Consider the following 20,650-nt stretch of genomic DNA (forward strand, 5'->3'; position numbering starts at 1 on the left):
CACTACCTCAAGGAGATATACATGCGAAAGACAGGGATGTTCATGATCGCCGGGCTGCTGCTGGCCCCCGCCGTGCAGGCCGCGCAGGCCTGCCAGGAACCAGTGGCTGTGGCCCGTGCCTTCTACGAGGCAACCACCGGCAATGGCGATCTGCTGGAGCCGCCGCCGGCGCTGGTCAGCCCGGCCTTCGCCAAGGCCCTGCGTGGCGAGCGCGCCTGCCAGGTGCGTGAGGAAGGCATCTGCACCATCGATTCCGATCCGTGGCTGGACGCCCAGGACGGTGACATCGACAGCCCGGTGCGTTACAGCTGGAAAGAGATCTCGGCCACGACGGGCCAGGTTGAAATGCGCTATTCGGTATGGAATACGGCCTACCTGACCCGCCTGCCGATGGAGCGCCAGGGCCAGGGCTGCTGGCAGGTGGACGACATCCTTACCAACAGCGGTCGTTCGGTACGGAAGATCCTGGCCCAGCCGGTGCCTTGACCGTCTACGGCATCCACGCATGGCGTGGAGCTACTCCATCTGCGATTGCCGGCCAGCGGCAAGCACTACCGGGGTGGGTGCCGACCGTTGGTCGGCACGCCTTTATCGCGAATGCCCGAACACCAGTTCGATCACGAACTGGCTGCCGAAGAACGCCAGCAACAGCAACAGCATCGCCGCCAGCGTCCAGTGCACCGCTTTCATGCCGCGCCAGCCGTAGCGTCGGCGGCCGATCAGCAGCACACCGAATACGATCCACGACAGCACGCTCAGCACGGTCTTGTGCACCAGCTTCTGCGCCAGCAGGTCGTCGACGAACAGCACGCCGGTGACCAGGGTCAGGGTCAGCAGCGCGAAGCCGACGGTGATCACCCGGAACAGCAGCGATTCCAGGTCGGCCAGCGGCGGCAGCGCCCGCAGCCACGGGCGGAACTCGCGGCGACGCAGGGCGCGCTCCTGCAGCCACAGCATGATCGCCAGCAGCGCGGCGATGCTCAGCGTGGCGTAGGCCAGCAGCGCCAGCCAGGCGTGGCTGGCCAGGCGCCAGCCCAGCACCTTGCTCGGTTCGTGGCCGTAGCCGTGGTAGGCCAGCAGCAGTACCGCGGCCAGCGGGAACACCACCACGCCCAGTGCCGACATGCGCCCGCGCGCACCGACCAGCGAGGTCAGCCAGGCCATGCCCAGGCCGACCAGCGACAGTGCGGCGAAGAAGTGCATGTCCGGCCCGCCGTTGGTGCGCATCGCCACCATCACATGGTAGCCGCCATGCAGCAGCATTGCCGGCAGGGCCGGCCACAGCCAGCCCGGGGAGCCGGTGGTTTCATCGCGGCCGAGCGCGCGCACCAGCAGGGCACTGGCAGCCAGGTAGAGCAGGACGGCGATGAGAACGATTGTCATCGTTGCAGTTTCGCATACCCCCGCGGTGGTGGCGACGGCCGCAGCGTCGCAGTCCGGCGGGCAGGGCGGACCCGTTATACTGTCTGCCTTATTGTCCCCCGTTTTCAGACAGGTCGTACCGCATGTTCGAGTCCCTGACCCAGCGCCTTTCCGGCACCATCGAGCGCCTGCGTGGCCGCGGCCGCCTGACCGAGGAGAACATCCGCGAGGCGACCCGCGAGGTCCGCATTGCGCTGCTCGAAGCCGACGTCGCGCTGCCCGTGGTGCAGGCCCTGATCGAGCGCATCAAGGTGCGTGCGGTCGGCCAGGAAGTGCTGAAGTCGCTGACCCCGGGCCAGGCCCTGATCAAGGTCGTGCGCGACGAGCTGACCGCGGTGATGGGCGCCGAAGCCAGCGACCTGAACCTGAATGTCCCGGCCCCGGCGATCATCCTGATGGCGGGCCTGCAGGGCGCCGGCAAGACCACTACCGTGGGCAAGCTGGCCAAGCACCTGAAGGAAAAGCGCAAAAAGAAGGTGATGGTGGTCTCGGCCGACGTCTACCGTCCGGCCGCGATCGAACAGCTGAAGACCCTGGCCGAGCAGGTCGGCGTGCTGTTCTTCCCGTCCAGCGCCGACCAGAAGCCGGAAGCCATCGTCCGCGCCGCCATTGACGATGCGCGCAAGTCGTTCGTCGACGTGCTGCTGGTCGATACCGCCGGCCGCCTGGCCATCGACGAAGCGATGATGGCCGAGATCAAGGCCCTGCACGCGGCGGTCAACCCGGCCGAAACGCTGTTCGTGGTCGATGCCATGACCGGTCAGGACGCGGCCAACACCGCCAAGGCCTTCGGCGATGCGCTGCCGCTCACCGGCGTGGTGCTGACCAAGACCGACGGTGACGCGCGTGGCGGTGCCGCGCTGAGCGTGCGCTACATCACCGGCAAGCCGATCAAGTTCGTCGGTGTCAGCGAAAAGCCGGAAGGCCTGGACGTGTTCCATCCGGACCGTATCGCCAGCCGCATCCTCGACATGGGCGACGTGCTGTCGCTGGTCGAGCAGGTCGAGCAGCAGGTCGACAAGGACAAGGCCGCCAAGCTGGCCGAGAAGGTCGCCAAGGGCAAGAAGTTCGACCTGAACGACATGCGCGACCAGCTCGAGCAGATGCAGAACATGGGCGGCATCGGCGGCCTGATGGACAAGCTGCCGGGCCTGGGCAACATCCCCGACCACCTGAAGCAGCAGGTCAGCCAGGGCAAGGAAGTGCCGCGCATGATCGCCATCATCAGCTCGATGACCAAGAAGGAGCGGCGCAACCCGAACCTGCTCAATGGCTCGCGCCGCGCGCGCATCGCCAAGGGCTCGGGCGTGACCCCGGCCGACGTCAACAAGCTCATGAAGCAGTACATGCAGATGGAAAAGATGATGAGCAAGATGGCCGGCGGCGGCATGAAGGGCATGATGCGCAGCATGAAGGGCATGATGGGCGCCATGGGCGGCCGCGGCATGCCGTTCCGTTGATACGGGCCCCGTCCGCACTCTGATGTAGCGCCCGAGCCCATGCTCGGGCGGCGGCGCCGAGGCGCCGCATCAAACAATCAAACAGTCGAGCAAGCTCGACTCTACCCCTGTTCTGCGCGCACCATGGAGGCCTGTCCGAAACGATGGGCCGCCATGCAGATGTCCGCTGTTGCTTCCCGCGCCGAGGCGTTCTGCCAGCGCTTCGACGTTTCCGTTCCGATCCTGCTGGCACCGATGGCCGGTGCCTGCCCGGTGCCGTTGTCGGCCGCGCTGGCCAATGCCGGCAGCATGGGCGCGATGGGCGCGGTGTTGTCGTCGCCAGCCGATATCGGCCGCTGGATGGATGACTTCCGCGCCGTCTCCACCGGCCCGGCGCAGGTGAACCTGTGGTTGCCGGACCCGGCAGCGACCCGTGACGTCGCCGCCGAGGCAGCCAGTCGTGCTTTCCTCGCGCAATGGGGACCGGATGTACCGGCCAGTGCTGCCGACGCCACGCCCGCCGGTTTCGAAGAACAGTTCGCAGCGCTGCTGGCCGCCTGCCCGGAGGTGGCCTCGACCATCATGGGCGTGCTTTCGCCGCGCCACGTGCAGCAACTGAAGGATGCGGGCATTGCCTGGATTGCCTGTGCGACCACGCTGTCTGAAGCGCGTGCTGCACAGGATGCTGGCGCCGACGCGGTGGTGGCGCAGGGCGTGGAGGCCGGTGGTCATCGCGGTTCATTTGATCCGGCGATGGCCGAGCGTCAGCTGGTTGGACTGTTCGCGCTGCTGCCACGCCTGGCCGACCACCTGCAGATTCCGGTGATCGCCGCCGGTGGCATTGCCGATGGCCGTGGCATTGCCGCCGCGCTCACCCTGGGTGCCAGCGCGGTGCAGATCGGCACTGCATTCCTGCGCACGCCCGAAGCGGCGATCGCTTCGGCGTGGGCCGATGGATTGGCGGCCAGCGAACCAGAAGACACCTGGCCGACCCGTGCTTTCAGTGGCCGCCTGGGTCGCGGCCTTGCCACGGCCTACGTGCGCGCTGCCGCCGCCGAAGGTGCGCCGGCGCCGCGCCCGTACCCGGTGCAGCGCGGCCTGACCGCGCCGATGCGCAAGCAGGCAGCGCAGGAAAACCGGTTGGCCGCAATGCAGGCCTGGGCCGGGCAATCGGCATGGATGGCGCCGGCACGACCGGCCGCCGATGTGCTGCACGACATGTGGAGCCAGGCGCAGGCATTGCTGAAATGACGGTGACCTGCAACGGCCGGCCAGCACAGGTCGAGGATCTGCTGCCAGCGCTGGTCAACTACGGCCACTTCACCTCGCTGCAGGTGCGGGGTGGGGCGGTGCAGGGACTGGAGCTGCATCTGGCGCGGTTGTCGCACGCTACGCGTGAACTGTTCGGCAGCGAGCTGGTTGTGGCGCAGGTGCAGGCCTGGATGGCGCAGGCCCTGCAGCTGGCTGGGCTGGCTGATGCCTCGCTGCGGGTGACGGTGTACTCGCGCCACTTCGATTTCCGCAATCCGCTGGCGGTGGTACCGGTGGACGTACTGGTGGCGGTGTCCTCGCCGGTGACGCTGGCCGCCCCCAAGCGTGTGTGCAGCGTGGCCTGGCAGCGCGAACTGCCGCACATCAAGCATGTCGGCACCTTCGGCCTGTTCGCCGAGCGCCGCGCGGCAATGGCTGACGGCTTCGACGATGTGCTGTTCGTTACCGCCGATGGCGAAATGGGTGAAGGCAGCACCTGGAACCTGGCCCTGCACGATGGTGAGCGGCTGCTCTGGCCGCAGGCGCCAGCCCTGCGCGGTACCGCCGAGGCCTTGCTGAAGCAGCACTGGCCCGGCCCACAGGCCACGCGACCGCTGGCGCTGGCTGAACTGGGGGGTGTGAAGGCGGCCTTTGCCTGCAACGCCAGCGGCCTGTGGGCGCTGGACGCCATCGACGGGCATGCCCTGCCGGGTTCGCAGGCGCTGGCGGAACAGGGCAGGGCGGTGCTGGCGGCGGTGCCCTGGCGGGGATTGGGGTCAGATCCCTTGTCCCCTGCAAAAGGGATCTGACCCCGGCTGGCCAACCCCGGGGTTGGCTCCGGCCGACACTGCCGCTATAATCGCCGGCTTACCGCGCCATCCTGGCGACTGGGCAATAGGAAAAAAAGACCATGGTCAAGATTCGACTGACCCGCGGCGGCGCCAAGAAGCGTCCGTTCTACCACATCATCGTGACCGACGTTCGCAGCGCCCGTGATGGCCGCAACATCGAGCGCGTCGGCTTCTACAACCCGGTTGCACAGGGTGGCGAGAAGCGCATCGAGCTGGATCTGGCCCGTGTTGACCATTGGGTCAAGAACGGCGCCCAGCCGACTGAAAAGGTCCGCAACCTGATCAAGGAAGCGGCCAAGTCCCAGGCCGCTGCGGCCTGATCCCGAAGGGCCGCGCCTGGCGCGGCCCGTCTGGTTGAACGCAGATGAAAGATAACGAGCGCCGCATCCTGCTGGGCAGGATTGTCGGCGCTTTTGGTGTGCGCGGCGAAATAAAGCTCGAGTCCTGGACCGAGCCGCGTTCCGCTATTTTCCGTTACCAGCCGTGGATCCTGCGCAGCCCCAACGGGCAGGAATCGACGCTTGAAGGCGCCCGTGGCCGCGACAGCGGCAAGCATCTGGTGGCCCGTTTTCCGGGTATCGAAGATCGCGATACGGTCGAGGCGATGCATGGCACCGAGGTCTACGTGGCCCGCAGTGCACTGCCACCGCCGAATGCCGATGAGTATTACTGGGTCGACCTTGAAGGCCTGGATGTGAAGACCACCGAGGGCGTTGCCCTGGGCCAGGTCTCGCACCTGTTCAGCACCGGCGCCAACGATGTGGTGGTCGTGCGCGGCGATCGTGAGCGGATGATTCCGTTCGTGTTGCCGGAGTTCGTCAAGTCGGTCGACTTCGAGGCCAACCTGGTCGTGGTCGACTGGGACCCCGAGTTCTGAGTGTGAGCATGCGTTTCGACGTCATCACCCTGTTCCCCGAGTTCCTCGCCCAGTCCGCCGGACTGGGCGTGGTCGGGCGTGCGCAGGAGAAGGGCCTGTTCAGCCTGCACGGCTGGAACCCCCGTGATTACGCTGAAGGCAACTACCGCCGGGTGGACGACCGTCCGTTCGGCGGTGGCCCGGGCATGGTGATGCTGATCGAGCCGCTGCAGGCCTGCCTGCAGGCGATCCGCGATGCTGATCCGACCCCGGCGCGGGTGATCCATCTCAGCCCGCAGGGTGCGCCGTTGACCCAGGCCAAAGTGCGGGAACTGGCGGCGTTGCCGCGCATGGTCCTGCTCTGCGGCCGCTACGAGGGCATCGACGAGCGCTTCCTGGAAGCCAATGTCGACGAGGAGATTTCCCTTGGCGATTACGTGCTGTCCGGCGGTGAGCTGGGCGCGGCGGTGATCATCGACGCCGTGGCCCGTCTGCAGGACGGTGCCCTGAACGATGCTGAATCGGCCGCCCAGGACAGCTTCGAAGGTGACCTGGGCCTGCTCGACTGCCCGCATTACAGCCAGCCGGCCCAGCATCCGCTGGGTGACGTGCCGGAGGTGCTGCGCTCGGGCAACCATGCGGCCATCGCCGCCTGGCGCCGCCAGCAGTCGCTGGTCCGGACCGCGCATCGGCGCCCGGACCTGCTGGATGAACAGGCACTGGGCAAGACCGACCGAAAACTGCTCGACCAGGCCCGCCAGGCCCGGAAACAGAAGGCCAGCCCCTAGCGCAGGGCTGGCTTTTTCGGCTATCATGGCCAATTACCGCCAGCTTCGGCCGGCGCGCGCAGTACCCACAACAAACGTGCAGCACAGTCCAGTGACTGCATCAGCCTACGTTGTCGAAACGACACGCCCACCCGAACAAGAATCGGTGTAACCCATGAGCAAGCTGAACAAGTCCATCGTCGCGGAATTCGAATCCGCCCAGATCACCCGCGAACTGCCGAAGTTCAGCCAGGGCGACACCGTTGTCGTCAACGTGAAGGTGAAGGAAGGTGCCCGCGAGCGCGTGCAGGCCTATGAAGGCGTTGTCATCGCGACCAAGAACGGCGGCCTGAACTCCTCGTTCACCGTCCGCAAGATCTCGCACGGCTACGGCGTCGAGCGCGTCTTCCAGACCCACAGCGCCATCATCGACTCGGTCGAAGTGAAGCGTCGTGGTAAGGTCCGCGCCGGCAAGCTGTACTACCTGCGTGGCCTGGAAGGCAAGGCTGCCCGCATCAAGGAAGACCTGGCTGCCGCTGCTGCCGCCAAGGCTGCCCGTCTGGCCGACAAGGCCTGATAAACAACTTCGGTTGTTGCCGCGACGGCCACCTTCGGGTGGCCGTTTGCGTTTCCGGCATCGCATCGGCCACGATCAGGCGATGAACGAGATCAACCCACGCTATCCCGCCGTGATCCAGTCGGCGTTGCGCTTCCTTGACGGCAAGGGGCTGGCGCGCGTGCAGTCGGCACCGTTGCTGCACCGGTTGTTGTGGCGCATGGGCATCGCACTGCCGCCGCCGATCCTGGCCGGCTTCGCCACCAACGCACTGGTGCAGGGCCTGCTGTTCGGGCTGTTCTGGACCGGACTGATGTGGCTGATGTTGTGGCAGGGCAGCGAGCGCCCGCTGGTGCTGCTGTTGTTGGCCGGTCTGTTGGCCGGTGCCCTGTTCGGTATCGTGATGGCGGCCCTGATGCGCTCGCTGCGGCGTCACCGCAAGCTACCGGACTGGCGGCAGTTCCTGGCCCGTCAGGCGGACTGAGCCGATGGCGCACCGCGCCATGACCGACAGGCGCGCGTCGCGCTAGGCTGCCGTTTCATCCTGATGGACGTGCCGTGCGATGCCTGCCAAGCGAACCGCACCCTCCACCGCGCCCAAGCTGCTGTCCGGTGGTAGCCCGCAGATCGCCAAGGGCGAGGGCGATGCTACGGTGCAGGCCTATATCGCGGCGATGCCGGACTGGAAACGACCGCTCGGCGCGCGGTTGGATGCGCTGATCGAGCAGGCCGTGCCCGGCGTGCACAAGGCGGTGAAGTGGAATTCGCCGATGTATGCGGTTGCCAAGGGCGAGGGCTGGTTCCTCAGCTTCCATTGCTTCACCCGCTACATCAAGGTGGCATTTTTCCGGGGCGCCGCACTGAAGCCGATACCGCCCGAGCCGTCCAGGAGCGCAGACACGCGCTACCTGCACATTGCACAGGACGGCGTGCTGGATGAAGCCCGGTTCCTTGACTGGGTGCGCCAGGCCGCGGCATTGCCCGGCGAGCGCATGTAAGCCCACCGTTCCGATCTGCTTGCCGACGAGAACCGCTGATGGCCACGCACGCGCCGAATCCTACCGATGCCGGAACCCCGGCTGCCGAACTGATCGATGCACGCATCGCCGAGCTGGGCGACTGGCGTGCCGAAACGCTGGCGCGCGTGCGCGCGTTGATCCATGAAGCGCTGCCCGACGTGCAGGAAACCTGGAAGTGGCGCGGCACGCCGGTGTGGGAGCACAACGGCATCCTGTGCACTGGCGAAACCTACAAGCAGGCGTTGAAGCTGACCTTTGCCCATGGTGCGGCGCTGGCCGACCCGAAAGGCCTGTTCAATGCCAGCCTGGAAGGCAACACGCGACGTGCGATCGACATCCATGAAGGCGCGATGCCCGATGCCGCAGCGTTGAAGGCGCTGCTGCGCGAAGCGGCTAAGTTCAACGCGGCGAAAAAGAAGCGGTAGAGCCGGCCGCTGGCCGGCTGTTGCGCGATGCTTCCGGAGAGGCATGAAGCTGCCGGCCAACGGCCGGCACTACCGTGGTAATCACCGGCGGTCGGTACTAACGTGGCGGCGCGGACTCCAGTGCGGCATCTGGGTCGGCCACCGGCGAGGGCGGGCAGGCCGGAATCTCCGACGGCGTGGCCAGTTCTTCGGCATGCGACGGCTTGCCGATCATCGTGGCCTTGCGCCAGCCACCCCAGCGGTAATACGCCAGCGACAGCAGCATCGACACCAGCGAGCTGACCGGGAAGCTCCACCAGATCGCATCGGCGCCCCAGTACGGCTGCAGCAGCTCGGCGAACGGTACGCGCACGCCCCACAGCGAGCCGGCCAGGATCAGCAGCGGCGGAATCACCGCGCCGGTGGAGCGCACCACGCCGGAGATCACGAAGCTGACGCCGAAGAACAGGAACGAACCGATCACCACATGGTTGAGGTGGCGGGCGATGTCCAGCGCCTCGCTGGCCGGCGGCAGGAACAGCGCCAGCAGCTGCCGATCGAACAGCACCAGCGGCAGGATCAGCGCGCCGGTCAGCAGGAAGTTGAACAGCACGCCCTGCCGCGCGGTGCCGCGCACGCGGTCCCAGCGCTGTGCGCCGACGTTCTGCGCGGCCATCGTCGAGCACGCCGCACCGATTGCCATCGCCGGCATCTGCAGGTAGTTCCACAATTGCAGCGCGGCGCCGTAACCGGCCCCGGTGTCGGTGCCGTACTGGTTGACCATGGTCATCAACAGGATCACCGACAGTGAGATCAGCACCATCTGCAGGCCCATCGGGACGCCCTTGATCACCAGCGCCTTGAGGATGGTCAGGTCGAGCTTGAGCAGGCGCATGTCGTCACGGCCCAGCCACAACGTGTGGCGCTTGTGCCGCATGTACAGCAGCAGGCCGGCCAGCGACAGCGTCTGCGCGACCAGCGTGGCCCAGGCCGATCCTGCGATACCCAGCGCGGGGAATGGTCCCATGCCGAAGATCAGCACCGGATTCAGCAGGATGTCCAGCGCCACCGACACCATCAGGAAACGGAACGGCGTGCGTGAATCACCGGCACCGCGCAGCGCGGCGGTGAGGAAGGCGAACGCGTACAGCGTCGGCATCGCCAGGAAGATGATCTGCAGGTAAGCCTCGGCCAGCGGCAGCGAGGCAGCCGGCGTGCCCATCGCTGCCAGCAGCGGATGCGCCATGAACCAGCCGGCGATGGCGATGATCACCGACAGGCCGATGAAGAAGGTGGCGCTGGTACCGACCACGCGCCGCGCCTGCGCGATGTCGCGCGCACCGATGGCCTGGCCGATCAGGATGGTCGAGGCCATGCCGAAGCCGAACACCGAGCCGATCAGGAAGAACATGATGTTGTTGGCGTTCGCGGTGGCGGTCAGTGCCGCCTCGCCGAGGAAGCGCCCCACCCATACCGCATTCACCGAACCGTTCAGCGACTGCGCGATGTTGCCGGCCAGGATCGGCAGGGAGAACAGCAGGAGATTGCGGCCGATCGGGCCGGAGGTCAGGTCAAGCGGCGCTTTGGCCATGGAGTGGTGATCGAATCCCGGGAGGCGCACACTAGCACCAAGCCGGTTTGCGGGATGTGGCAATGCATCAACGACTGCGGGTGAAGCGGAGCATGACGTTGGCCTTGATCGGCGTTGTACTGGCCGCATGTTCGACAGGTGACCGGCTGGGCGATACCCAGGTGCGGCCGACCGACCGTCCCGAGTGCCTGGTCGGCAGCCAGCGCCAGGACCTGTCCGCCGGTGTACCCACGTTGATCGGGGGCAGCGGCTGCCGCACCGACCCCGACCATCCGCGCCCTCTGAACAAGCCACCGGAGTAGTCCGCACCGATGCCTGAGCTTTCCCCGTTGTCGCCCAGTGTCCGCCTGGACATCTGGTTGTGGGCGGCCCGTTTCTTCAAGACCCGCAGCCTGGCCAAGCAGGCCATCGAGACCGGCAAGGTCAGCGTGGCCGGGCAGCGCCCGAAGTCCTCGCGCGCGGTACGCGTGGGTGAGCAGCTGCAGGTGGATCGTGGCGAGGAGCATTTCGAGATCCAGGTGCTGGGCCTGAGCGACCAGCGCGGGCCGGCGCCAACGGCACAGCAGCTGTATGCCGAGAGCGAGGCTTCGAAGGCGCGCCGTGCCGAACAGCGTGCACTGCACATCGCGGCACGCGATGGTTTCCAGCCGCCGGAACACAAGCCGGACAAGCGCGCGCGGCGTTTGATCCGGGCGTTGGGCGACATCGACGCGCTGTAGCGAAATCCTGATTCCAACGGATTGTTCCTATCGCGGTGCGAAAGAGGGCGCCGGTCACGGTGCGTTCGGATTGCGCTGGGCAGGCTGGTTTTTCACCTATCGGAGGCCTGCCCATGCGTCGTCTGCTGTTATGCCTGTCCCTGCTTGCTGCTGCGCCACTGCACGCTGCCGACATCACCTTCTGGGACGTACCGCAACGCGGTGGCAACAGCATGAACATGTCGCCTCCGGACCGGAAATACTTCGAGGCGCTGCGTGCGACCGGTGCGACCTGGGTGCGGCTGGTGCCGGACAAGTGGAAGGGGCAGGGCGGTCGTGACTTTCTGATCGGCAACGCCGATGACTATCGCGGACTGGTTCCAGCCGACCTGGCCACGCTGCGGCGGGTGCTGGATGACGCCGATGCGGCCGGGCTGAAAGTGGTGCTGACGCCGCTGTCGCTGCCGTTACTGCGCTGGAAGCAGCACAACGGCGATGTGGTCGACCAGCGCCTGTGGCAGTCCTTCGACAACCAGGAGCCCGCCCGGCGTTTCTGGCGCGATCTGGCCACGGCGCTGAAGGATCATCCTGCCTTGGCCGCCTACAATCTCATCAATGAACCGGTGCCCGAGTACGGTGCAGGCCTGGCCGAGCATGCGTCCAGCGAGGCGATGAAGCAGTGGTATGCCGGTGTGCAGGACGGCCCACGCGACCTGCGCCGCTTTTATTCCGGGTTGATCGCCAGCATCCGCGAGGTCGACGCCGCGATGCCGCTGATGCTGGATGCGGGCTGGTACGCCGCCGCCGACGGTTTCAACTACTGGCCGGCACCGTTGGCGGATTCGAAACTGCTGTACAGCGTGCACATGTACGAGCCGTACGCGGCAACCAGTGCGCCGAACCAGACGCGCGCCAAGCCCTGGCGTTATCCGGCACAGGTGCCGTTCGGTGGAGGCAGCGAGCGTTGGGATGCGGCGCGTGTGCGCCGTTACCTGCAGCAGCCGATGACGTGGGCCGCCTCGCATGGTGTCGGTGCCAACCGCATGGTGGTGGCCGAATTCGGCTGCATGCGGCGATGGCCGGACTGCAGCCGCTACCTGCAGGATGTGCTGCAGGTGCTGGAACAGGACAAGGTGCACTGGGCCTTCTACGCCTTCCGCGAGGATGGCTGGGACGGCATGGACTACGAACTGGGCGACAAGCCGCTGCCGTGGTCGTACTGGCAGGCGCAGGAAAAGGGCCGCCATGTCGAGCCGCCGCGCTTGATGCAGGCGCCCTTGTTCGCACCGATCCTGCAGCGTTTGAAGGCGGGCAACCAGTAAGCCGCCGGGCATGGCCCGGCGCTACCCATGGAGATGCCGATAGCGCCGGCCCATGCCCGGCGAGGCTTTCCGTCAGCGCTTGCCGCCGAGCAGATTGCCGCCCAGCTTGAACAGATCGCCCACGCCCAGCTGACCATCACCGTCCTGGTCCAGCAGGCTGCCGAGCAGGCCACCGGCCAGGCCACCCTGCTGCTGCACCTGCTGCTTTTCCTGGCCCAGGGCCTGGCTGAGCGAGCCGGCATCGGCTTGGCCGCCGCCCAGACGCTGTGCCAGGAAGGCCATCACGATGGGAGCAAGGATCTGTAGCAGCTGGCTGGTGCGGCCACTGTCGAGTTGGGTGGCCTGGGCCAGGCCGGTTTCCACCTTCTGCTGGCTGCCGCCGAAGATGTGGCCGAGGATACCGGCGCCATCGCTGGCCGCACCGCCGCCGCCACCGCCCAGCACCGAACCGAGCACGCTGCCCAGGTCCAGGCCGCTGTGGTTGTTCTGCAATGCGCCGAGCAGCGCTTGTGCGCCCTGTGGCTGCGAGGCGTTGTTGCCCAGCGCGCCCATCAGCACCGGCAGCGCGGCACTGATCGCGCCGGAAGCCTGGGTATCGCTGATGCCAAGCTGCTGCGACACCTGTTGCAGCGGGGCGCCCTGCAACTTGGTCAGAAGTTCATCGGTCAGGCTCATCTGGGGAATCCTCGATTGGGGTTGGGCGTGCAGAAGGTACGACGCGGACCGTTAAAACGGCGACGCCGCCTCCCGGGGAGGCGGCGTGCCGTACGCAGGGGAGGGCGATCAGAGCTCGATGTCTTCCGCACCCGGGGTCGCAGCGGGGAAGTCCGCGTCCGGCTGCGCCGGCTTGAACGGGTCGGACGGTTGGCCGGCCAGTGCCTTCAGGGCCGCAGCGATGCCGGCACCATAGGCCGGGTCGGCCTTGTTGCAGTTGTCGATGTGGCGCTGCTTGATGAAGTCCGGCGCATCGCCAAGGGCGCGGGCGGTGTTGGCGAACAAGCGCTCCTTCTGGGCCTGGTTGTAGCTGCGGAACAACGCCCCGGGCTGGCTGAAGTAGTCGGCGTCATCCTCACGGAAATTCCAGAAGTCGGCGTCGCCCCGGATCTTCATCGGCGGCTCGCGGTACTGCGGTTGCTCCTGCCACTGGCCGTAGCTGTTCGGCTCATAGTGCGGCAGGCCACCGTAGTTGCCATCCACGCGCATCGCACCATCGCGGTGGTTGCTGTGCACCGGGCAGCGCGCTGCGTTCACCGGAATCTGGTGGTGGTTCACGCCCAGGCGGTAGCGCTGCGCATCGGAATAGGCGAACAGGCGTGCCTGCAGCATCTTGTCCGGCGACGGGCCGATGCCCGGCACCAGGTTGCTCGGTGCGAACGCCGACTGCTCCACGTCCTGGTACCAGTTGACCGGATTGCGGTTCAGTTCGAACTGGCCCACTTCGATCAGCGGGTAGTCGCTCTTCGGCCACACCTTGGTCAGGTCGAACGGATGCACGCGGTAGGTTTCCGCGTCCAGCTCCGGCATGACCTGGATGAACAGCTTCCACTTCGGGAAGTCGCCCTTCTCGATCGCGGCGAACAGGTCGCGGCCGTGGCTTTCGCGGTCATGGCCGACCAGGATCTGTGCCTGCGCGTCGGTCAGCGATTCGATGCCTTGCTGGCTGACGAAATGGAACTTGACCCAGAAGCGTTCGCTGTCGGCATTGGTGAAGCTGTAGGTATGCGAGCCGAAGCCGTGCATGTGGCGGAAGCTGCGCGGGATGCCGCGGTCGCTCATCACCACGGTCACCTGCAGCAGGGCTTCGGGCAGCAGCGTCCAGAAGTCCCAGTTGTTGCGCGCGCTGCGCAGGTTGGTGTGCGGGTCGCGCTTGACCGCCTTGTTGAGGTCGGCGAACTTGCGCGGGTCGCGCAGGAAGAACACCGGGGTGTTGTTGCCGACCAGGTCCCAGTTGCCTTCTTCGGTGTAGAACTTCAGCGCGAAGCCGCGGATGTCGCGCTCGGCGTCGGCGGCACCGCGCTCGCCGGCTACCGTGGTGAAGCGGGCGAACATCTCGGTCTGCTTGCCGACCTTCTCGAACAGCCTGGCGCGGGTGTACTTGCTGATGTCGTGGGTGACAGTGAAGGTGCCGAACGCGCCCGAGCCCTTGGCGTGCATGCGGCGCTCGGGAATGATCTCGCGGTTGAGGTTGGCCAGCTTTTCCAGCAGCCAGACGTCTTCCATCAACAGCGGGCCACGCGGGCCGGCGGTCTTGCTGTTCTGGTTGTCCACCACCGGTGCGCCGAAGGCCGTGGTCATCGGCGTGACCGGATCATCACCATGCTTCTGCTTCGGCGTGGTGCTCAGCTCGCGCTGCTGCTGGGCGCCTTCCTCAGGCGACGGGGCGCTGTGGTAAGGGCACTTGGCGTTGTTGTTGTCGGACTGGCTCATCGGCTGGCTCCTGGTGGCGGTGAAGACGTGGGAGAAACATCTTCACTCGACTTTAGCTATGGCCAGATGAAATGAATAATCGAATGATTCATTCAGGTTGATAGATTCTGTCAATTGGAACGCAGAATCAGATTTGCGCAACCTTTCGATGGGCCTCCCGCAAGGCGGCGGGAGGCCATGGGCGTGCGCTGCGGTTACAGCAGCGCCTTCAACCGGTACAACGCTTCCAGCGCCTGCTTCGGGGTCAGTTCGTCGGGGTCGATCGCGGCCAGTGCTTCCTGTGCCTTGCTCGACGGTACCGCGAACAGGCCGAATTGCTGCGGTGCATCCAGCGCCTGCGGCGCCAGCTCGGCGGCATGGCTTTCACCGCCGCGCTGCTCCAGCTCGGCCAGGCGGCGCCGTGCCTGCGCCACGGTGGCGCGCGGCAGACCGGCCAGCGCGGCCACCTGCAGGCCGAAGCTGCGGTTGGCCGGGCCATCCTTCACCGCATGCATGAACACCAGCGCCTCACCGTGCTCGACCGCATCCAGGTGCACGTTGGCGATGCCGCTGCGGCCGCCTTCGTGCTGCTCGTCGGCCAATGCGGTCAGTTCGAAGTAGTGGGTCGCGAACAGCGTGTAGCAGCGGTTCTCATAGGCGAGGTGGCGCGCCACGGCATCGGCCAGGGCCAGCCCGTCGTAGGTGGAGGTGCCACGACCGATCTCGTCCATCAGCACCAGCGAATGCGCGGTGGCGTGATGCAGGATGTAGCTGGTCTCGGCCATCTCGACCATGAAGGTCGACTGCCCGCGTGCCAGATCATCACCGGCGCCGATGCGGGTGAGGATACGGTCGATGGGGCCGATCAGCGCACGGCTGGCCGGCACGAAGCTGCCGATGTGGGCCAGCAGCACGATCAGCGCGTTCTGCCGCATGTAGGTCGATTTACCACCCATGTTCGGGCCGGTGATGACCAGCATGCGACGGTCCGGATGCAGGTCCAGGTCGTTCGGTTCGAACGGCTGCTCGCGCACCGCCTCGACTACCGGGTGGCGGCCACGCTCGATCTTCAGGCAGGGCTCGGCCTGCAGTTCCGGGCGTGCCCAGTCCAGAGACTGCGCGCGTTCGGCGAAGCCGGCCAGCACGTCCAGTTCGCTCAGCGCGGCAGCACACTGCTTCAGCGGTTCCAGCTGCCCGCCGAGGGTATCCAGCAGCTGCTCGTACAGGTACTTCTCGCGCGACAGCGAACGGTCGCGCGCGGACAGCACCTTGTCCTCGAAAGCCTTCAGCTCTTCGGTGATGTAGCGCTCGGCATTGGTCAGCGTCTGCCGGCGGGTGTAGTGCACCGGGGCACGATCGGACTGGCCCTTGCTGATTTCGATGTAGTAGCCGTGCACGCGGTTGTAGCCCACCTTCAGGGTGGCAATACCGCTGCTTTCGCGCTCGCGTGCTTCCAGGTCGACCAGGAACTGGTCGGCATGGGTGGACAGGCGGCGCAGTTCGTCCAGCTCGGCATCGAAGCCGTCGGCCAGCACGCCACCATCGCTCAGCTTCAGCGGCGGCATCTCGGCGATGGCGCTGGCCAGCAGGTGCGCGCATTCGTCGTGCTCGCCGAGTGCGGCGTGCAGGGCCTGCAGGCGCGGCGAATCCAGCGGTGCCAGCACGTCGCGCACGGCTGGCAGCAGGCCCAGGCCATCACGCAGGGTAGAGAAGTCGCGCGGGCGCGCCGAGCGCAGGGCGACGCGGGTGAGGATGCGTTCGAGATCGCCGAGGCGACGGAACTGCTCGCGGATGTCAGCATCGCTGCCGCGGTCGATCAGCGTTTCCACTGCGTGGTGGCGCTGTACCAGTACCTCGCGCAGGCGCAGCGGGCGATGCAGCCAGCGCCGCAGCAGGCGTCCGCCCATCGGCGTCACCGTGCTGTCGAGCACGCCCAGCAGGGTGTTGCGGGTATCGCCGTCTACGCGCGTGTCCAGTTCCAGATGGCGGCGTGTTGCTGCATTCATCGCGATCGCTTCGCCGGCGGTTTCCATCGCGATGGAGGTCAGGTGCGGCAGGCGCTGCTTCTGGGTTTCCTCCACATAGCCGAGCAGGGCGCTGGCTGCTGCAGTGGCGCGGGGCTTGTCATCGATGCCGAAGCCGCTCAGATCATGCAGCTTGAAGAAGGCCAGCAGCTGGCGGCGCCCGCTGTCGGCGTCGAACAGCCACGGTGCGCGGCGGCGCACGCCGGTACGCTGGCGCAGGAATTCCGGCCAGTTTTCCTCGTCGGGCACCAGCAGTTCGGCCGGTTCCAGCCGTGCCAGCTCGGCTTCCAGTGCGTCGTCGGTTTCCACCTCGTTGACCAGGAAGCGGCCACCGGCCAGGTCGGCCCACGCCAGGCCGTAACCCTGCTTGCTGCGCGACAGCGCCATCAGCAGGGTGTCGCGGCGTTCATCCAGCAGGGCCTCGTCGGTGACCGTGCCGGGGGTGACGATGCGCACCACCTTGCGTTCGACCAGGCCCTTGGCCAGGGCCGGGTCGCCGATCTGTTCACAAATCGCCACCGATTCGCCCAGTGCCACCAGCCGTGCCAGGTAGCCTTCGTAGGCATGCACGGGTACGCCGGCCATCGGGATCGGCGCGCCGCCGGAGCTGCCGCGCTGGGTCAGGGTGATGTCCAGCAGCCGTGCCGCCTTGCGGGCGTCATCGTAGAACAGCTCGTAGAAGTCACCCATGCGGAAGAACAGCAGCAGGTCCGGATGGTCGGACTTGGCCGCGAAGAACTGCTTCATCAGCGGGGTGTGGTCCTTGGACGCCTTGGCGTTGCTGGTGTTGTCTTTTGTATCAGTCACTTGGGGCGTTTCGCGTCTTGGGCAGGGCGTCGGGGCGTGGCCATGCGACCACGGCCGGCAGGGCCGTTAGTGTAGCGACCTGGGGCGGTCGGTGATCCGCAGCGTCGGTGGTCCGGGCAGGGCCGTTGGCCGGGCTGTCTGCAGGCCAACGCCACACGCCCATACACCTGTGGTTTGGTTGATTTCCGTAGGCCCCCACGGTAGTGTCAGCCCCGGCGATTTCCGCCAAACGGCCTCCATGGAAACCGGGGCAACTCATCCCCGGGCGGGCGTTGATGGAAAGAACAAGCATGACTGCAGCCAGCACGGCCGCCGAACCTCGTTACACCTGGCGTACCGTCCTGCTCAGCATTCTGGTCGCCCTTGTCCCGCTTGCCGGATCCGCACCCTACAACCTGCTGAAGGCGGTGCTGCTGCTGGCCCTGCTGGTCACCGGCGTGGTCCTGATCCACCGCCAGCCCGATGTCCGCCTGCGCTACCGCATCGCCCGGTTCATCGTGATCGTCTGCTTGCTGCGCCTGGCCTACTCCTTCTACAGCATCGGCTGGCACGGGCTGCGCTGGAACGAACTGGACCTTCCGGCACAGACACTGATCTACCTGGGCACGGCCGCGGTATTCGCCACCGCCCTGGACTGGCGCCTGATCTGGAAGATCTTCGCGTTGTCGACCCTGATCTTCGGTGGCTCGTGCATCGTGCAGCACCACATGATGGGGCTGGAACGCGCACATGGTTTCAGTGGTGGCGAGTGGACGGCCATCGAGTTCACCATGGTCACGCTGTGCATGGCGCTGTTCTCGGTCATCCGGCTGATCCAGCCGAACGTCCATCCGGCCGAGCGCTGGCTGCACGGCATCGCCATCGCGGTGGGCGTCTACGGTTCGATCCTGGCGCAGAGCCGGGGGCCGATCCTGGCGTTCATTCCCGCGATGTTGATGGTGATCGCCGTGCACGTCCGGCGCACCCGTCGCTGGCGCGGCGCGCTGGCCTTTGTCGGTGCGCTGGTCATCGGCGTGGCCGGTGCCACCACCATGCTGAACCATCAGGTCATCCAGCGCTTCGGTGAGGTCAGTGGCGAAATCTCCGGTTTCAGCCAGGAGAACGAGGTCGGCTCGGTCCGCGAGCGCATTGCCATGTGGGGCGTGGCGGTCGACGCCTTCGCGGAGCACCCGTTGGCCGGTGTTGGCCTGAACCAGTTCGGCACCTATGCACGCGAAGGTATCGCCCGCGGCGAGGTCTCCGACTCGATCGTACGTTACAACCACCCGCACAACGAATACCTGGAAGCGGCGGCGACCGGAGGTGTGCCGCTGTTGGTGATCATGCTGCTGATCTTCATCCTGCCCGGCATCCACTTCGCGCGACGTCTCGGCCATGCCGATGAGACGACCGCGATGATCGCCACCGCAGGACTTGCCGTGGTCATTGTCTACGCACTCTCGGCGTTCACGGACAACGTGTTCTACCGGGCGATGCCGCATTCGTTCTATTTCTACCTGGTGCTGGGCTTCATGCTGGCGACCGCATTGCCTGCGCGCAACCTGCACCGGGAAGGGAGTGCCCGCTGATGGCACATATCCATCTGCTGGCCGCCGACAACCAGCGTGGCCTGTCCCATGACATCCAGGTGATCGAGCGCTCGCTGCAGCAGCTGGGGCACGAGGTGACCGTCAGCCGTCTGGATGCAGTGCGCAATGGCGGCGCCTGGAAGCTGCGCGGGATGCGCCTGCGCAGGCTGCTGGCCTCGTGGCTGAGCCTGGGCCGGAAGCCGGCACGGTTCGACATCAACATCTCGCTGGAGCATGTCCGGCCGGCAAGCTTCGGCCTGGCGAAGGTCAACCTGCTGATTCCGAATCCGGAATGGGTGTCTGCACGCAGCCTGCGCATCCTGCCGCGGTTCGATGCACTGCTGACCAAGACCGAAGAAGCCACGCGCATCTTCAATGCGCTTGGCCTGCGCGCGCTGGAGGTCGGCTTCTGCAGTCGTGACCGTCACGACCCTTCGGTACCGCGCAAGCCGCGCAGCTTCCTGCATGCAGCTGGTACCAGTCGCATGAAGGGCACGGCAACGCTGGTCGAGGTCTGGAAGCGCCATCCGGAGTGGCCGTTGCTGACCGTCCTGCGGAGTGGTCCTTCGGACGAGGACGAGGGCGGTGCCGCGAACCTGCGGATCGTCCGCGAGCGCCTGCCCGATGAGGAAGTGCAGCGCCTGCAGAACGAACATGCGTTCCACCTGTGCCTGTCGCAGACGGAAGGCTGGGGCCACTACCTGGTGGAGGCGATGAGCTGTGCGGCGGTGGTGATCACCTGCGATGGCGCGCCGATGAACCAGATGATCGACGACAGTCGTGGCATCCTCGTTGCTGCCCATGAGGGCCAGCCCTGCCACTTGTCCAGGACCTGGCACGTGGACGAGGCTGCGCTGGAACAGGCCATCGAGCGTGCCTTGGCGATGGATGCGCTGGAGTGGAGCCGTTTGGGCGCGGATGCGCGCGCGTGGCATCTGGCCAGCGCGGTCGCGTTCCCGAAGCGGCTGGGTGAGGCCCTGGCCAAGCTCTGAGGCGAACACGCTGTGGTTGGTGCGTGCTCAGGCGGGGACCAGCGTGACATGCGGGTGGCCGTTGAAGATCTCCATCACGATCTCGAAGTAGGTCTGTCCCTGGCCCTGTTGCAGCGCCGCCAGCTGGTCGGCGATCACCGCGGTGTTGAAGGTGCCGGCCTGATCGAGTTTTGACTGCAGCCAGGCCTGGGTGGTCACGCGGCCCAGTGCTTCGCGGCTGTGCTCGATGTCGCGCCACACAACCGTGGTGGAGGCATGACCAGCGAGAGCGCCGTAGCCACCCCACAGCAGATCATCCAACGCGTCCAGGCTGGGTCCCAGCTGCCAGTCTTCGTCGGCCATGAACACGCGATTGATTTCCACGTAGAGACTGGCGATGTCGTTGATGGACGCGCCTTCGATGTGCAGGATCCGGGTCATCTGCCGACTGTAGCCGTCCCGGGCGTCGCCATGCCATGACATGCCCGGTCCGGGACAGTTCTGTCATGTGCAGATAATCCAGGGTCATCGTGCACAGGGTGTGGCGTGATTATGGCGTTAAATCCATGTGATTTTCATCGGGCGCTGGCGTGTCAGCGGTATTCGATAAATGATATGGCGCCATTATCCGCTTCTTTATTTTCTGACTACCTGCACAGTTTCATGTATTTGGATCGGTCCATATATAAAGTCCCGTA

At 66.2% G+C, this 20,650-nt stretch carries 22 protein-coding genes; 16 read left to right on the forward strand and 6 right to left on the reverse strand.

Features of this window, described 5'->3' with window-relative positions; genetic code table 11:
- Positions 1-21 precede the first annotated feature (21 nt).
- The gene (locus AC13GA_RS04550; protein ID WP_482997606.1) at positions 22-486 is read left to right on the forward strand and encodes a YqhG/Tai3 family protein; all 465 of its coding nucleotides are present in this window, start codon (positions 22-24) and stop codon (positions 484-486) included.
- A gap of 102 nt (positions 487-588) precedes the next feature.
- Here AC13GA_RS04550 and AC13GA_RS04555 read toward each other — a convergent pair whose 3' ends face one another.
- Positions 589-1,383: a cytochrome C assembly family protein gene (locus AC13GA_RS04555; protein ID WP_482997607.1), complete on the reverse strand. Its 795-nt coding sequence runs from the start codon at positions 1,381-1,383 to the stop codon at positions 589-591.
- Between the two features lie 122 nt (positions 1,384-1,505).
- Between AC13GA_RS04555 and ffh the strand changes: the two genes are divergently transcribed.
- The 10 genes from ffh (at position 1,506) to AC13GA_RS04605 (ending at position 8,586) form a co-directional block, all read left to right on the forward strand.
- Positions 1,506-2,882 (forward strand): signal recognition particle protein, encoded by a 1,377-nt coding sequence (gene ffh / locus AC13GA_RS04560; protein WP_004149025.1) that lies wholly within the window; start codon positions 1,506-1,508, stop codon positions 2,880-2,882.
- A gap of 153 nt (positions 2,883-3,035) precedes the next feature.
- Positions 3,036-4,112: an NAD(P)H-dependent flavin oxidoreductase gene (locus AC13GA_RS04565; protein WP_295377587.1), complete on the forward strand. Its 1,077-nt coding sequence runs from the start codon at positions 3,036-3,038 to the stop codon at positions 4,110-4,112.
- Entirely contained in the window at positions 4,109-4,921 is an 813-nt protein-coding gene (locus AC13GA_RS04570; protein ID WP_482997608.1) for an aminotransferase class IV family protein, read from the forward strand. The genes AC13GA_RS04565 and AC13GA_RS04570 overlap by 4 nt, the downstream gene beginning before the upstream one ends.
- A gap of 101 nt (positions 4,922-5,022) precedes the next feature.
- Positions 5,023-5,283, forward strand: a complete 261-nt coding sequence (gene rpsP / locus AC13GA_RS04575; RefSeq protein ID WP_004149033.1) for a 30S ribosomal protein S16 — start codon at positions 5,023-5,025, stop codon at positions 5,281-5,283.
- Between the two features lie 44 nt (positions 5,284-5,327).
- A complete protein-coding gene (gene rimM, locus AC13GA_RS04580) occupies positions 5,328-5,840 on the forward strand; it encodes a ribosome maturation factor RimM (RefSeq protein ID WP_004149035.1) in 513 nt (170 codons plus the stop codon).
- A gap of 8 nt (positions 5,841-5,848) precedes the next feature.
- A complete protein-coding gene (gene trmD / locus AC13GA_RS04585; protein ID WP_482997609.1) occupies positions 5,849-6,607 on the forward strand; it encodes a tRNA (guanosine(37)-N1)-methyltransferase TrmD in 759 nt (252 codons plus the stop codon).
- Positions 6,608-6,761: 154 nt separating this feature from the next.
- Complete coding sequence (gene rplS / locus AC13GA_RS04590) at positions 6,762-7,163, forward strand: 50S ribosomal protein L19 (RefSeq protein WP_482997610.1); 402 nt, start codon at positions 6,762-6,764, stop codon at positions 7,161-7,163.
- Positions 7,164-7,245: 82 nt separating this feature from the next.
- Positions 7,246-7,626, forward strand: a complete 381-nt coding sequence (locus AC13GA_RS04595) for a DUF6404 family protein (RefSeq protein WP_012510438.1) — start codon at positions 7,246-7,248, stop codon at positions 7,624-7,626.
- A gap of 79 nt (positions 7,627-7,705) precedes the next feature.
- A complete protein-coding gene (locus AC13GA_RS04600) occupies positions 7,706-8,140 on the forward strand; it encodes a DUF1801 domain-containing protein (RefSeq protein ID WP_482997611.1) in 435 nt (144 codons plus the stop codon).
- A 38-nt stretch (positions 8,141-8,178) separates the two neighbouring features.
- Positions 8,179-8,586, forward strand: a complete 408-nt coding sequence (locus AC13GA_RS04605) for a DUF1801 domain-containing protein (protein WP_482997612.1) — start codon at positions 8,179-8,181, stop codon at positions 8,584-8,586.
- Positions 8,587-8,683: 97 nt separating this feature from the next.
- On the opposite strand, the gene AC13GA_RS04610 is transcribed toward AC13GA_RS04605, so the two are convergent.
- A complete protein-coding gene (locus tag AC13GA_RS04610; protein ID WP_482997613.1) occupies positions 8,684-10,156 on the reverse strand; it encodes an MATE family efflux transporter in 1,473 nt (490 codons plus the stop codon).
- Between the two features lie 62 nt (positions 10,157-10,218).
- On the opposite strand from AC13GA_RS04610, the gene AC13GA_RS04615 reads away from it, so the two are divergent.
- The 3 genes from AC13GA_RS04615 (at position 10,219) to AC13GA_RS04625 (ending at position 12,176) form a co-directional block, all read left to right on the forward strand.
- Positions 10,219-10,458 carry a hypothetical protein gene (locus AC13GA_RS04615; RefSeq protein WP_317233314.1) on the forward strand — a complete coding sequence of 80 codons (240 nt, stop codon included), beginning with the start codon at positions 10,219-10,221 and terminating at the stop codon, positions 10,456-10,458.
- Between the two features lie 9 nt (positions 10,459-10,467).
- Positions 10,468-10,875, forward strand: coding sequence for an RNA-binding S4 domain-containing protein (locus tag AC13GA_RS04620; protein WP_482997614.1), 408 nt, complete (start codon positions 10,468-10,470; stop codon positions 10,873-10,875).
- A gap of 113 nt (positions 10,876-10,988) precedes the next feature.
- Entirely contained in the window at positions 10,989-12,176 is a 1,188-nt protein-coding gene (locus tag AC13GA_RS04625; RefSeq protein WP_482997615.1) for a glycoside hydrolase family 5 protein, read from the forward strand.
- Positions 12,177-12,248: 72 nt separating this feature from the next.
- Here AC13GA_RS04625 and AC13GA_RS04630 read toward each other — a convergent pair whose 3' ends face one another.
- The 3 genes from AC13GA_RS04630 to mutS form a co-directional block, all read right to left on the reverse strand.
- Positions 12,249-12,851: a DUF937 domain-containing protein gene (locus tag AC13GA_RS04630; RefSeq protein WP_295377619.1), complete on the reverse strand. Its 603-nt coding sequence runs from the start codon at positions 12,849-12,851 to the stop codon at positions 12,249-12,251.
- Between the two features lie 108 nt (positions 12,852-12,959).
- Positions 12,960-14,603 (reverse strand): catalase, encoded by a 1,644-nt coding sequence (locus AC13GA_RS04635; protein ID WP_482997616.1) that lies wholly within the window; start codon positions 14,601-14,603, stop codon positions 12,960-12,962.
- A gap of 194 nt (positions 14,604-14,797) precedes the next feature.
- A complete protein-coding gene (mutS, locus tag AC13GA_RS04640; protein ID WP_482997698.1) occupies positions 14,798-17,353 on the reverse strand; it encodes a DNA mismatch repair protein MutS in 2,556 nt (851 codons plus the stop codon).
- A 350-nt stretch (positions 17,354-17,703) separates the two neighbouring features.
- Between mutS and AC13GA_RS04645 the strand changes: the two genes are divergently transcribed.
- Together AC13GA_RS04645 and AC13GA_RS04650 are read left to right on the forward strand one after the other, a co-directional pair.
- Positions 17,704-18,981 carry an O-antigen ligase family protein gene (locus AC13GA_RS04645; RefSeq protein WP_482997617.1) on the forward strand — a complete coding sequence of 426 codons (1,278 nt, stop codon included), beginning with the start codon at positions 17,704-17,706 and terminating at the stop codon, positions 18,979-18,981.
- Positions 18,981-19,973, forward strand: coding sequence for a glycosyltransferase family protein (locus AC13GA_RS04650; protein WP_482997618.1), 993 nt, complete (start codon positions 18,981-18,983; stop codon positions 19,971-19,973). The genes AC13GA_RS04645 and AC13GA_RS04650 overlap by 1 nt, the downstream gene beginning before the upstream one ends.
- Before the next feature lie 27 nt (positions 19,974-20,000).
- Here the strand turns inward: AC13GA_RS04650 and AC13GA_RS04655 are convergent, their stop codons facing one another.
- Entirely contained in the window at positions 20,001-20,393 is a 393-nt protein-coding gene (locus AC13GA_RS04655) for a barstar family protein (RefSeq protein ID WP_482997619.1), read from the reverse strand.
- Between the last annotated feature and the right edge of the window lie 257 nt (positions 20,394-20,650).

It is taken from the genome of Stenotrophomonas sp. 22DLJC03, assembly GCF_056861405.1.

Bases quoted from the DNA above. Each gene is read 5' to 3' on its own strand.
- AC13GA_RS04550 (WP_482997606.1), top strand. From the start codon at position 22: ATGCGAAAGACAGGGATGTTCATGATCGCCGGGCTGCTGCTGGCCCCC.
- AC13GA_RS04555 (WP_482997607.1), bottom strand. From the start codon at position 1,383: ATGACAATCGTTCTCATCGCCGTCCTGCTCTACCTGGCTGCCAGTGCC.
- ffh (WP_004149025.1), top strand. From the start codon at position 1,506: ATGTTCGAGTCCCTGACCCAGCGCCTTTCCGGCACCATCGAGCGCCTG.
- AC13GA_RS04565 (WP_295377587.1), top strand. From the start codon at position 3,036: ATGCAGATGTCCGCTGTTGCTTCCCGCGCCGAGGCGTTCTGCCAGCGC.
- AC13GA_RS04570 (WP_482997608.1), top strand. From the start codon at position 4,109: ATGACGGTGACCTGCAACGGCCGGCCAGCACAGGTCGAGGATCTGCTG.
- rpsP (WP_004149033.1), top strand. From the start codon at position 5,023: ATGGTCAAGATTCGACTGACCCGCGGCGGCGCCAAGAAGCGTCCGTTC.
- rimM (WP_004149035.1), top strand. From the start codon at position 5,328: ATGAAAGATAACGAGCGCCGCATCCTGCTGGGCAGGATTGTCGGCGCT.
- trmD (WP_482997609.1), top strand. From the start codon at position 5,849: ATGCGTTTCGACGTCATCACCCTGTTCCCCGAGTTCCTCGCCCAGTCC.
- rplS (WP_482997610.1), top strand. From the start codon at position 6,762: ATGAGCAAGCTGAACAAGTCCATCGTCGCGGAATTCGAATCCGCCCAG.
- AC13GA_RS04595 (WP_012510438.1), top strand. From the start codon at position 7,246: ATGAACGAGATCAACCCACGCTATCCCGCCGTGATCCAGTCGGCGTTG.
- AC13GA_RS04600 (WP_482997611.1), top strand. From the start codon at position 7,706: ATGCCTGCCAAGCGAACCGCACCCTCCACCGCGCCCAAGCTGCTGTCC.
- AC13GA_RS04605 (WP_482997612.1), top strand. From the start codon at position 8,179: ATGGCCACGCACGCGCCGAATCCTACCGATGCCGGAACCCCGGCTGCC.
- AC13GA_RS04610 (WP_482997613.1), bottom strand. From the start codon at position 10,156: ATGGCCAAAGCGCCGCTTGACCTGACCTCCGGCCCGATCGGCCGCAAT.
- AC13GA_RS04615 (WP_317233314.1), top strand. From the start codon at position 10,219: ATGCATCAACGACTGCGGGTGAAGCGGAGCATGACGTTGGCCTTGATC.
- AC13GA_RS04620 (WP_482997614.1), top strand. From the start codon at position 10,468: ATGCCTGAGCTTTCCCCGTTGTCGCCCAGTGTCCGCCTGGACATCTGG.
- AC13GA_RS04625 (WP_482997615.1), top strand. From the start codon at position 10,989: ATGCGTCGTCTGCTGTTATGCCTGTCCCTGCTTGCTGCTGCGCCACTG.
- AC13GA_RS04630 (WP_295377619.1), bottom strand. From the start codon at position 12,851: ATGAGCCTGACCGATGAACTTCTGACCAAGTTGCAGGGCGCCCCGCTG.
- AC13GA_RS04635 (WP_482997616.1), bottom strand. From the start codon at position 14,603: ATGAGCCAGTCCGACAACAACAACGCCAAGTGCCCTTACCACAGCGCC.
- mutS (WP_482997698.1), bottom strand. From the start codon at position 17,353: ATGAAGCAGTTCTTCGCGGCCAAGTCCGACCATCCGGACCTGCTGCTG.
- AC13GA_RS04645 (WP_482997617.1), top strand. From the start codon at position 17,704: ATGACTGCAGCCAGCACGGCCGCCGAACCTCGTTACACCTGGCGTACC.
- AC13GA_RS04650 (WP_482997618.1), top strand. From the start codon at position 18,981: ATGGCACATATCCATCTGCTGGCCGCCGACAACCAGCGTGGCCTGTCC.
- AC13GA_RS04655 (WP_482997619.1), bottom strand. From the start codon at position 20,393: ATGACCCGGATCCTGCACATCGAAGGCGCGTCCATCAACGACATCGCC.